Source organism: Psychrobacillus sp. FSL K6-2843, assembly GCF_038626375.1.
In the GTDB taxonomy this organism is placed as follows: Bacteria; Bacillota; Bacilli; order Bacillales_A; family Planococcaceae; genus Psychrobacillus; species Psychrobacillus faecigallinarum.
In genome coordinates this window covers 3,380,136-3,392,609 of record NZ_CP152021.1, presented here as the reverse complement: position 1 = coordinate 3,392,609, position 12,474 = coordinate 3,380,136, and the positions used below count along the sequence as shown (strand labels likewise).

Genomic DNA, 12,474 nt, shown 5'->3' with positions numbered 1-12,474 from the left:
AGAAAGTGTTCAAAAAATGGGGAATCATTGCTGTTGTTTGCTTGTTGCTAGCAGGTTGTTCAAAAGATGCTGGCATTGAAGAAGCTGTCGCTGAAGACACAGGAGAAGACATAGAAGATGTTGTAGAGGAAGTGATAGAAGAGGAGCCAGTTCCTCTTCCGTTTGTTGCTCCTTTTACAGGTATAGGCTCTGAAGTGGAGCTTAAACAAAGACCTGTCATGGTAACGATTAATAATCATCCGCAAGCTCGCCCACAATCCGGAATTTCTCAGGCGGACATGATTTATGAAGTGATGGCAGAAGGGAATGTAACCCGTTTTTTGGCTGTTTTCCAAAGTGAGGTCCCTGATAATATAGGACCAGTTCGAAGTGCGAGAGATTACTTTGTGGAGATAGCTAAAGGATTAGATGCTTTCTACGTAGCTCACGGCTATAGTCCTGATGCTCAAAAAATGTTAAATGCAAGAGTAGTAGATAATATAAATGGTATGCAATATGATGGGATATTCTTTAAGCGTTCTAGTGAAAGAAAGGCACCCCATAATTCCTATATTTCTAGTGAAAATATTTTTGCAGGAGCAGATCGAGTAGGAGCTTCTATGGAAATAAATAAAATTCCTACTTTTTCATTTTATGAAACAGCTGAAGGAGCAAAACTAGGCAGCCCAGCTTCTAATGTTAGCGTTCGTTATGGTTCTGGAACAAGCTTTGAGAATGAATATAATTATGTGCAAGAGCAAGGTATTTACGAAAGAAAATCTGCAGGTATTTTGACAATTGACAAAGAAAAGCAGACTCCAGTGAAGCTTGCTAATCTAATATTTATGGAAATACCACATAAAACCATTGATAATGCTGGTCGTCAGAAGCTATCCTTAGCTGATGGAGGAAAAGCATATCTTTTCCAAGCTGGTATTATGAAGGAAATAGAGTGGAAAAACGTAGACGGAATATTAGTTCCGGTGGAAAATGGCGTACCGGTCAAGCTGGTGCAAGGCAAAACTTGGATTAGCATTGTTCCTACTAATCCAGGGATAGAAAGCATGGTAAAGTATTTGCCATAAGTAAACGATGAAAGGAATGAACTATATGCAGATTGATAAAATTAAAGGTAAACAAACAGACCAATTATTTAATGCTATTTTAGAATTGAAGGATATAGATGAGTGCTATCGCTTCTTTGATGATCTATGCACAATTAGCGAGATTCAGTCACTTGCTCAACGATTTGAAGTAGCACATTTGCTTCGCCTCAAAAAAACTTATGAATCTATAAAAAAAGAAACTGGAGCAAGCACAGCTACTATTTCACGAGTGAGACGTGCATATGATTATGGAAACGATGCATACGATGAAATGTTAGGCAGACTCTATCCAGACGAAGCACCTGTCATAAATAGAAAAGAGTAGTAGTGAAAAGGAAACGTACATAAGCCTTTATTGCTATTTAATATGAAAAGGCAAGAATGCTGGTAAAACAGTCATTCTTGCCTTTAGCTTTTTAACTTTATAATAGTTAACCGGCATCCTTTTGTGACAGCTAGTTTTGTTTATGTGGGGATCTAAGTGAGTGTAAAAAAACGATTTAAAGCTAACACCTATATGCTGCGTAATTATTAGAAAAATATTGAAGGGACCAATTAGATATTATTTATTACAAATTTAGAATCATTATGGGCTGAACAGCGATGTCTGTTCGGTTTTTTGTTATAATGGGTTAATGTTAATAAACAATTATATGTAGGTGAAAAAATGGATTATAAAGAATGGCGACATATATTTAAGCTAGACCCTGCCAAAGAAATTGCTGCTGATGCGTTGGAGAAGGTTTGTGAGTCGGGAACCGATGCTATTATTATTGGGGGCTCTGATGGGGTGACCTTAGATAATGTGATAGATCTTTTAATGAGAATTCGGAGATACGCAGTTCCTGTGGCATTGGAAGTTTCTACAATTGACAGCATTACACCTGGGTTTGACTTTTATTTTATTCCTAGTGTTCTAAATAGCACTGACACCAAATGGGTGAAGGATCTGCATCATAAGGCAACAAAGGAATTTGGTGAGGTTATGAATTGGGAAGAAATAATCCCAGAAGGTTATTGTATTTTAAATCCTGATTGTAAGGCTGCAGAGCTGACACATGCAGAGCCAGTCAATTCAATCGATGATATAATTGCCTATGCACAAATGGTGGAGCATATGTTTAAATTCCCTATTTTCTACATGGAATACAGTGGTATGTATGGAGAAGTTCAGACCGTGGCAAAGGTAAAATCAGGCTTGAAACAGACTCAGCTTTTTTATGGCGGGGGCATTAAAACAGAGGCACAGGCTCGTGAAATGGCAGCCTATGCAGATACCATTATTGTCGGAAACCAAGTATATGATAATTTAAACGAAGCATTAAAAACTGTGAATGCTGTTAAATGATAATTGAGTAAATGCAAAGCCAAAGGTATAATATAAGGAACAAATGTTCTTGTAGAGGAAGTGTAGTATGGAACTTATAGCAAAAAACCTATTAAACGGGATGAATAAAGAGCAAGAAGAGGCAGTCAAAGCAACCGAGGGTCCATTACTAATCATGGCTGGGGCAGGATCAGGTAAAACAAGAGTGCTCACCCATCGTATTGCTTACTTGATAGTAGAAAAGGAAGTATACCCTTCTAAAATTTTGGCCATAACGTTTACAAACAAAGCGGCACGGGAAATGCGCGAACGTATAAATACTATTTTAGGAGAGGGCACTGGAGAGAGAATGTGGGTTTCCACTTTCCACTCAATGTGTGTGCGAATTCTAAGAAGAGATATTGATCGAATTGGTTATTCTAAAAGTTTCTCTATTTTAGATACTTCCGATCAGCTAACGGTTATTAAAGGTATTTTAAAAGAGCTAAATATTGATACTAAGCAATACGATCCTCGTTCTATGCTGAATGCGATAAGCAGCGCCAAAAATATATGTATCGATTCGGATACTTATAAATCACAAATGAATGAATCTAATCCTTTTGAAAAGACGGTTGCAAAGGTTTACGAGGGTTATGAAAAACGCCTGAGAAAAAACCAATCCTTAGACTTTGATGATTTAATCATGACTACTCTAACGTTATTTAAGCGAGTACCAGATGTTTTGGAATTTTATCAAAATAAATTTCAGTACATCCATGTAGATGAATATCAAGATACGAACAAAGCGCAATACGAACTGGTTCAAATGCTTGCTAAGAAATTTAAAAATATTTGTGTTGTAGGCGACTCGGATCAGTCCATCTATCGCTGGCGTGGAGCGGATATTCAAAATATCCTTTCCTTTGAAAAGGATTATCCGAATGCAAAAGTGATTATGCTGGAGCAAAATTATCGTTCCTCCCAACGAATCTTGAAGGCTGCAAATGACGTCATTGGTAATAACCAAAGTCGTTACCCTAAAGTGTTACGCACAGAAAATCTTGAGGGCGAAAAAATTGAACTATTCCGCGCCAATGATGAACAACAGGAAGCCCAGTATGTAGTACAAAAAGTTCAAGAGCTGATTGAAACCGAAAATAGGACGTTAAACGATTTTGCCATCTTATATCGCACGAACGCACAATCACGTGTAATGGAGGAAGTGCTTGTAAAATCGAATATGGCCTATACAATAGTTGGCGGTACTAAGTTCTATGATCGAAAAGAGATTAAAGACTTATTAGCTTATCTTCGCTTGATCGCCAATAATGACGATGACTTGTCACTTGCACGAATCATTAATGAGCCGAAGAGAAATATAGGAGCTACTTCCTTTGATCGTATTGCGAGATACGCTATTGAACAGGATCGCTCTATATTAGATGCGTTAAACGAAGTAGATTTTATAGGATTACCAGCTAGAGCTGTAAACTCGGTCGTTAAGTTCCATGGACTTATTCAAAACCTGACACAAATGCAGGAGTTCCTATCAGTAACTGAAATCGTGGAGCAGGTGTTAGAGAAAACTGGTTATAAAACTATGCTTAAAAACGAGAAAACGATTGAAGCAGAAAGTCGATTAGAGAATATCGAAGAGTTTTTATCTGTTACGAAAGCATTCGAAGAAAACAGTGACGATAAGTCACTTGTTGCATTCTTAACAGATTTAGCGTTAGTTTCAGATATCGACAAACTGGACGAAGATGAGGACATGTCACAGGGGAACATTATCCTAATGACGATGCATGCTGCTAAAGGCTTGGAGTTCCCGGTAGTATTCATCATTGGAATGGAAGAGAATATTTTCCCTCATGCTCGCTCAATCGGAGACGATGATGAGATGGAGGAAGAGCGTCGTTTAGCTTATGTTGGAATTACCCGAGCAGAGGAAAGACTTTATATCACTTGTGCACAATCTCGTACAATATTTGGGCGAGGTAGCTTTAACAGCCCTTCTCGCTTTATCTCGGAAATATCGGATGAGATTATTGAGGTTGTTGGATGGTCTCGAGATATCCGTAAAAACAAAAGCAGAGATACGAAGGTAATTGCACCAGTACCAAGAGCTGCTGTTTCAAGACCAGCATACCAGTCCACTGGTGGTGAGCGTTTAGGCTGGCAGGTTGGCGACAAGGCTTCTCATAAAAAATGGGGAGAAGGTATGGTAGTAAGCGTTCGTGGCGAAGGTGAGAATACAGAGTTAGATATCGCTTTCCCTAGTCCAACGGGTATAAAACGACTACTGGCTAAATTTGCACCAATCGAAAAAGTATAATTTTCTTAGCGGAGGAAAGTTCATGGATAAATTAGAAAGAGTGAAAGAGCTGCACAAAATATTGCATGAATATGGATATGCTTATTATGTGTTAGATAAGCCCACCGTTCCTGATGCAGTTTACGATCAATTCTTACATGAGTTAATCGCTTTAGAGGAGGAAAATCCTGATTTAATCTTCCCAGATTCTCCTACTCAACGAGTAGGCTCAACGGTAAGTGAAGGGTTTAAGAAAGTTACCCATGCTAATCCAATGCTAAGTCTGTCCAACGCATTCAATGAAGAGGATATTAGAGACTTTGACAAGCGTATTCGAAATATTATTGATGAGACCCCTGTCTATGTATGCGAACTGAAAATAGACGGGTTGGCAGTTTCGCTTCTATATGAGGATGGCCGACTAGTGCGTGGTGCAACTCGTGGAGATGGAACTACAGGTGAGGATATTACAAGCAATATTAAAACCATTCGTGCAGTCCCTTTGCGACTAAAGGAAAATGTAACCCTAGAGGCTAGGGGAGAGGCGTATATGCCTAAGTCATCCTTCCTTAAGCTAAATGAACAACGAGCTGAGAAAGGCGAGGAACTATTTGCCAATCCAAGAAATGCTGCAGCTGGATCTTTGCGACAGCTAGACCCTAAAATGGCTGCAAGTAGGAATCTTTCAATGTTCATCTATGGAATGGGGGGAGATGGGGAAGAGTTTAATATCGATACCCACTCAGAAGCCTTGAAATTTATGAAAGAGGTAGGCTTACCTACTAATAACGAAACTCGAGAATGTCGCTCAATAGAAGAGGTTATGGCATTTATAGAGGAATGGACGACAAAAAGAAATGATATTCCTTATGAAATAGATGGAATAGTTATTAAGGTGAACAATTATTCTCAGCAGGAGGAGCTTGGCTTTACAGCAAAGAGTCCCCGCTTTGCCATAGCCTATAAATTTCCGGCAGAGGAAGTAGTGACAACTATTATTGGTATCGACCTAACAGTAGGACGAACCGGTGTTGTGACCCCGACCGCATTATTAGAACCTGCTCAGGTAGCGGGTACTACCGTGCAAAGAGCTTCTTTACACAACGAGGATTTAATCCGTGAAAAGGATATTCGTATTGGAGACCGCGTTATTATAAGAAAAGCTGGTGACATTATTCCAGAGGTCGTAGAAGTCATCCTACAAGAAAGAAAAGAAGACTTACCTCCTTATGAAATGCCGACTCATTGTCCTGTCTGTGAAAGTGAGTTAATACGAATAGAGGAAGAGGTTGCACTAAGATGTGTCAATCCGCAATGTCCAGCTCAAATTCGTGAGGGAATTTACCATTTTGCCTCTCGTAATGCGATGAATATTGAAGGGCTAGGTGGGAAGGTCGTAGAACAACTGTACAGAGAGAAACTTGTCCAAGACATCTCCGATTTATATAAGCTGACTGTAGATGATTTAGTCAAGCTAGAGCGAATGGGATTGAAATCTGCTACGAATTTGGTAGAAGCGATAAGTGCTTCCAAATCTAATTCTATGGAAAGAGTGTTATTTGGTTTAGGGATCCGTCATATTGGTGAAAAGGCTGCCAAAATTCTATCAGAGAAATTCCACAACTTCGATGCGCTCATGCAGGCATCTAGAGAAGAAATAACTGCTATACATGAAATTGGAGAAAAGATGGCTGATTCTCTAGTAACTTATTTTGAGCAAGAAGAGGTTCAGCAACTGATTGGTCGCTTAAAAGAATCTGGCCTTGATATGAAGTACACAGGTAAAATTATTGATGCTTCGACAATGGAAAACAGTCCTTTTGCAGGCAAAACAGTAGTTTTAACTGGTAAACTAACACAGCTGACACGCCCCGATGCAAAGGAAAAAATTGAATCATTAGGTGGCAATGTAGCTGGAAGTGTCAGTAAAAAAACGGATTTAGTCATTGCAGGTGAAGATGCCGGATCTAAGCTTGAAAAAGCTATTAGCCTAGGTATTGAAGTATGGGATGAGCAAAAGCTGCTCAATAATTTAGAGGAATAAAAGGAGTTCTAAGCATGGCAAAAAAATATTTAGGTATGTCTATATTGATTTTATTGCTAATCGTAACTGGATGTACTCCTAATCAAAAAGATAAAACGGAAGTTATACAAAATACGGAGGAAGAAGAAGGTGAGACTGTTATTATTCCAAGTCTCCAGCTAGATGAAACATATTACCGCACTCTTTTTCCATATAAGGAGAGCGCTAGCAGGGGCTTGGTTGTCTCCAATCTTTATACGAAATATGATATGAAAGAAGTCGAATTAGGCCTCTTTAGAATTTCTCAAACAGAGTTTTCTCCAGACAAGTATTTATTCCAAGAGGGACAATATTTAGATAAAAAAACAATATCCTCCTGGCTGGCAAGAAACAGTCAAACAAAGGATGGGTTAAATCCAAGTGATGAGGGGCTTACTGGAGAAGAGAAAGCATTAAAGGCTCCCGTTTATGTGACTCATATTGTGGAGCAAAACTATCTAGAAGTAGTTGATAAAAAGGCAAGGCTGGCTGGAGTCTCAGTAGGAGTTTCGTTAAACTCTATATACTACTATCAAAAAGAACAATATGGAGCAACGTTTGAACAACCTCTAACACAGGAAGAGATTAAGAAAAACGGTGAAAGAATTGCAGCTGAAATTGTCAATCGTATGAGGCAAATAGAAGGATTAGAGGAAGTACCTATTGTTGTAGGGTTATTTGAACAAAATAGCCGCAATGCTATAGTACCAGGCTCCTACTTCCAATATAGTGTAGCATCAAAAGGAGCTAATTTATCAGATTGGAAGCCGGTCGATGAAGAGTATATTATGTTCCCATCCACTGATGCCGAAAAAAAATATCGTGACTTAAATACAATATTTAGCAACTTTAAGCAAGATGTAGGAATATACTTCTCAAACTATACTAGCGTTATCGGAAGAGGCTACTTTAGAGATCAACAGCTTCAAAAGCTTACGATTGAAATACCTATACAATTTTACGGCACTGCAGAGGTAATAGGCTTTACCCAGCAACTCGCTGTATTAATGAAAAACCATTTCCCTGCCGAGATGAGTGTAGAAATTCAAGTGACCTCTCTAGATGGGGCTGAGGCATTATTAGTAAAAGAAGCTGGAAAAGAGGACGCATTTGTTCATATTTATAACCAGTAATGAAACCAATCGTACTCTGTTCAACTAGTGCGAAAAATGATATGATTGTTGTTATGGTTATTGAATTCGGAGGTGTAAAAATTGGCGAATATTTCAAAAGAAGAAGTAAAGCATGTTGCACATTTAGCTAGACTTGCAATTACAGAAGAAGAGGCAGAAATGTTTGCAGATCAACTAGCTGCAATTACAAAATTTGCGGACGAGCTTAATGAGTTAGACACTACTGATGTCGCTCCAACTACTCACGTATTACCATTAGTGAATGTTCTTCGTGATGACAAATCTGTACCTGGATTAGATCGTGAAAAAATGATGAAAAACGTAAAAGAAGAAGAAGCAGGACAAGTTAAAGTACCAACTATTATAGAATAAGAAAAAGTAAGGAGGGCATCTGATGACATTATTCAAACATTCAGCAGCAGAGCTTCAAGATCTTATCAAAAAGAAAGAAGTATCTATTCAAGAGCTAACTGCTGAATCCTATAAAAGAATTGATAAAGTAGACGGAGAAGTTCAAGCTTTTCTAGCGTTAAATGAAGAGCAAGCTACTGCTCAAGCAAAAGAAATGGATCAAGTTCCTTTCGAGGAAAGAGGCCCCCTTTTCGGATTGCCAATCGGAGTTAAGGACAATATTGTAACTGAAGGCATTGAAACAACATGTGCCAGCAAAATTTTAGAAGGCTTTAACCCTATTTATGATGCAACTGTTGTACATAAATTGCGTGATGCAGGTCTAATTACTATTGGTAAGCTAAATATGGATGAATTCGCTATGGGTTCTTCTAATGAAAACTCTGCCTATAAAAACACACGTAACCCATGGAACTTAAATCATGTACCTGGTGGTTCGTCAGGCGGCTCTGCTGCAGCAGTTGCAGCTGGTGAGGTTCCTTTTTCATTAGGTTCTGATACTGGTGGTTCTATTCGTCAGCCTGCTTCTTTCTGTGGAGTAGTTGGGATGAAACCTACTTATGGTCGCGTTTCACGTTTTGGATTAGTAGCATTTGCTTCTTCTCTAGACCAAATTGGACCTGTTACTCGTAATGTAGCGGACAATGCCTTCTTACTAGAGGCTATTTCAGGCTTAGATGCAAACGATTCTACTTCTGCAAATGTAGACGTACCAAGCTTTACTAAATCATTAACAGGTGATATTAAAGGACTCCGTATTGCTGTACCTAAAGAGTATTTAGGACAAGGTGTTGGAGAAGCTTCCAAACAGTCTGTACTTGACGCACTAAAGGTTTTAGAATCTCTTGGAGCAACGTGGGAAGAAGTATCCTTACCACACTCTAAATACGCACTAGCAGCTTATTACTTATTATCATCATCTGAAGCCTCATCTAACTTGGCTCGCTTCGATGGCATTCGTTATGGCTTCCGTGCAGACAATGTAGAAAACTTGATGGAGCTATATAAAGAAACGCGTGCACAAGGCTTTGGTGACGAGGTTAAACGAAGAATTATGCTTGGAACATACTCGCTAAGTGCTGGATCTTATGATGCTTATTATAGAAAAGCACAGCAAGTACGTACATTGATCAAGAAAGATTTTGACAATGTGTTTGAAAAATATGATGTAATCATCGGGCCTACTACACCAACACCAGCTTTCAAAATTGGTGAAAATGTAAAAGATCCATTAACGATGTATGCAAACGATATTTTAACAATTCCAGTTAACCTTGCAGGTGTACCGGGAATCTCTATCCCATGTGGATTTGCAGACGGTCTTCCACTTGGTTTACAAATTATCGGTAAATACTTCGATGAAGCAACAATTTATCGTGTGGCACATGCTTATGAGCAAGCAACAAGCTTCCATAAACAAACTCCGCAAATATGGGAGGGAGCAAAATAATGAATTTTGAAACGATTATTGGACTAGAGATTCATGTAGAGTTAAAAACTGATTCTAAAATGTTCTCACCAGCACCAGCTCACTTTGGAGCAGAACCAAATACAAACACACATGTAATTGATCTTGGTTATCCAGGGGTATTACCTGTAGTAAATAAAACAGCAGTAGAGTGGGGAATGAGAGCCGCTCTTGCGCTTAATATGGACATTGCTCCTATTACGAAGTTCGACCGTAAAAACTATTTCTATCCTGATAATCCGAAGGCTTACCAAATTTCTCAATTTGACAAGCCGATCGGTGAAAATGGTTGGGTAGAGATTGAAGTAGGCGGCGAAAAGAAACGTATCGGTATCACTCGTCTTCACCTAGAAGAGGATGCTGGTAAGCTTACACATACAAGCAATGGATACTCTCTTGTAGACTTTAACCGACAAGGTACTCCTTTGATTGAGATCGTATCAGAGCCAGATATTCGTACGCCGGAAGAAGCTTATGCTTATCTAGAAAAGATTAAATCCATCATTCAATACACTGGAGTTTCTGACTGTAAAATGGAAGAAGGATCACTTCGTTGTGATGCGAACATTTCCTTACGTCCATATGGTCAAGAAAAATTCGGTACGAAAACAGAGCTTAAAAACTTAAACTCCTTTAACTTTGTACGTCGTGGTCTTGAGCATGAACAAGTTCGACAAGCTGAGGTTCTTTTATCAGGTGGAGTTATTCCACAAGAAACTCGCCGTTATGACGAATCAACTGGTAAAACAATTTTAATGCGTGTCAAAGAAGGCGCGGATGATTACCGTTACTTCCCAGAGCCAGATTTAGTACAAATTGTCATCGATGATGCTTGGAGAGAAAGAGTTCGCTCTGAAATTCCTGAGCTTCCAGATGCTCGTAAAGCACGTTACATTGAAGATTTAGGCTTACCTGCATATGATGCAATGGTGCTTACTTTAACAAAAGAAATGTCTGATTTCTTTGAGGAAACTATTGCCCTAGGAGCAGATGCAAAGCTAGCTTCTAACTGGTTAATGGGTGAGGTATCTGCTTACTTAAATGCCGACCAAAAAGAATTGAAGGATATCAAGCTTACTCCTTCTAATCTTGCTGGCATGATTAAGCTAATCTCAGATGGAACAATTTCATCTAAAATTGCGAAGAAAGTATTTAAAGAGCTGGCGGATAATGGCGGAGACGCTGCTGAAGTAGTAAAAGCTAAAGGCTTAGTACAAATTTCAGATGAAGGCGCTCTTCGTGAAATTGTTACAGCTACATTAGATGCTAACCCACAATCCATTGAAGACTTTAAAAACGGGAAAGACCGTGCAATTGGTTTCTTAGTAGGACAAATTATGAAAGCAACAAAAGGCCAAGCTAACCCGCCTCTTGTTAATAAAATCCTAAATGAAGAAATTGTGAAAAGATAATAAAAGAAGATGACTCCTTAAAGGGGTCATCTTTTTTGTGTATAGTATAAGTAATTATAGATATAATTTGTTAAAAAAACGCCAATAATATATGGTTGATTTCCGCTTTAGACGGACGCTTTCCGCGGGGGGAGCGCTAAGCCATCCCCGCCGCATGCGCGTCGTATGGGATGTCTTATCTGTCTCCCTGCTCCCGCAGGAGTCGCCGTCTGCCGCTACAATCAGCGGTTATGTATAAAAATGGGGAAGTCGTATAGACAACACTCACCCAACTACATAAAGCTTGAACAATTAAATAGTAGATTTCCGCTTTAGACGGACGCTTTCCGCGGGGGGAGCGCTAAGCCATCCCCGTCGCATGCGCGTCGTATGGGATGTCTTATCTGTCTCCCTGCTCCCGCAGGAGTCGCCGTCTGCCGCTACAATCAGCGGTTATGTATAAATGGGAAGTCGTATAGGACAAAACTATTTAACTACATAAAGCTAGAACAATTAAATAGTAGATTTCCGCTTTAGACGGACGCTTTCCGCGGGGGGAGTGCTAAGCCATCCCCGTCGCATGCGCGTCGTATGGGATGGCTTATCTGTCTCCCTGCTCCCGCAGGAGTCGTCGTCTGCCGCTACAATCAAAAGTTGAGTATTATTTATAAGCTTATTTTTGTCTTTATTAATAAAGCAAACGTTACTTCAACAAGAATTTCCTAATTTTTTACACTAATGTTATATCTATTTTGACACCATAAAAGGTTGAGAGCTTAAAACTTCTTTTCCATTTTCTGAGACATAAACTCGCACTTCTTTGCCATTTATAATTCTTAAGGGGTTCTTCATGGAAACATATAGTTCTCCTTGCTCATTAGGTTGAAATAAAGTTCCCCCAACCATCGTTCCAAATCGTACCTCTACATTTTCTTTAGGTCCAAAAACAACTCCTTCGCTATTATCTCCTCCAAGTGAAATTTCATAGTTTGCAGTCGGTTTTAAACCTTTTACTAATACAATTACATCAATAATTCCATCTTCAATAGTACTGTCATCGATTATTTGCTCAAAGGCAATAGTTACTCTACCTGATCCATCTTCCAAAGGTATATCTTCTGCCATATAAGCTTTGACTTCTGTAACACTTTCTTCATTTGAGCAACCGGTTAACACTAGTCCAAAACCTAATAAAATGATAATAATACTACGCATTAGTATCCCCCTATATTGATTAGCAATTTTTATTTCTATTGTCCAAAATAATTCTTTCTTTTATATTTTAACTTAAATATCCATTT

Annotated in this window: 10 protein-coding genes; 9 read left to right on the top strand and 1 reads right to left on the bottom strand. The window is 39.0% G+C overall.

Annotation, left to right across the window (positions count from 1 at the left end; genetic code table 11):
- Window positions 1–5 precede the first annotated feature (5 nt).
- From MKY94_RS17240 to gatB, 9 genes are all read left to right on the top strand, one after another.
- Window positions 6–1,064: a DUF3048 domain-containing protein gene (locus MKY94_RS17240; protein WP_342577492.1), complete on the top strand. Its 1,059-nt coding sequence runs from the start codon at window positions 6–8 to the stop codon at window positions 1,062–1,064.
- 25 nt (window positions 1,065–1,089) lie between these two features.
- On the top strand, window positions 1,090–1,410 hold the full coding sequence (locus tag MKY94_RS17235; protein ID WP_144541618.1) for a YerC/YecD family TrpR-related protein: 321 nt from the start codon (window positions 1,090–1,092) through the stop codon (window positions 1,408–1,410).
- A gap of 342 nt (window positions 1,411–1,752) precedes the next feature.
- Window positions 1,753–2,433, top strand: coding sequence for a heptaprenylglyceryl phosphate synthase (locus MKY94_RS17230; protein WP_342577491.1), 681 nt, complete (start codon window positions 1,753–1,755; stop codon window positions 2,431–2,433).
- A gap of 67 nt (window positions 2,434–2,500) precedes the next feature.
- Window positions 2,501–4,729: a DNA helicase PcrA gene (pcrA, locus tag MKY94_RS17225; RefSeq protein WP_151112728.1), complete on the top strand. Its 2,229-nt coding sequence runs from the start codon at window positions 2,501–2,503 to the stop codon at window positions 4,727–4,729.
- A 22-nt stretch (window positions 4,730–4,751) separates the two neighbouring features.
- Entirely contained in the window at window positions 4,752–6,752 is a 2,001-nt protein-coding gene (gene ligA, locus MKY94_RS17220) for an NAD-dependent DNA ligase LigA (RefSeq protein ID WP_151112730.1), read from the top strand.
- A gap of 14 nt (window positions 6,753–6,766) precedes the next feature.
- Window positions 6,767–7,903 carry a CamS family sex pheromone protein gene (locus MKY94_RS17215; protein WP_151112732.1) on the top strand — a complete coding sequence of 379 codons (1,137 nt, stop codon included), beginning with the start codon at window positions 6,767–6,769 and terminating at the stop codon, window positions 7,901–7,903.
- Window positions 7,904–7,984: 81 nt separating this feature from the next.
- Window positions 7,985–8,275, top strand: a complete 291-nt coding sequence (gene gatC, locus MKY94_RS17210) for an Asp-tRNA(Asn)/Glu-tRNA(Gln) amidotransferase subunit GatC (protein WP_144541628.1) — start codon at window positions 7,985–7,987, stop codon at window positions 8,273–8,275.
- Between the two features lie 22 nt (window positions 8,276–8,297).
- A complete protein-coding gene (gene gatA, locus MKY94_RS17205) occupies window positions 8,298–9,764 on the top strand; it encodes an Asp-tRNA(Asn)/Glu-tRNA(Gln) amidotransferase subunit GatA (RefSeq protein ID WP_151112734.1) in 1,467 nt (488 codons plus the stop codon).
- On the top strand, window positions 9,764–11,194 hold the full coding sequence (gene gatB / locus MKY94_RS17200; RefSeq protein ID WP_144541632.1) for an Asp-tRNA(Asn)/Glu-tRNA(Gln) amidotransferase subunit GatB: 1,431 nt from the start codon (window positions 9,764–9,766) through the stop codon (window positions 11,192–11,194). Before gatA ends, gatB begins: the two co-directional genes overlap by 1 nt.
- A gap of 726 nt (window positions 11,195–11,920) precedes the next feature.
- On the opposite strand, the gene MKY94_RS17195 is transcribed toward gatB, so the two are convergent.
- Window positions 11,921–12,388, bottom strand: a complete 468-nt coding sequence (locus MKY94_RS17195; RefSeq protein ID WP_151112738.1) for a hypothetical protein — start codon at window positions 12,386–12,388, stop codon at window positions 11,921–11,923.
- Between the last annotated feature and the right edge of the window lie 86 nt (window positions 12,389–12,474).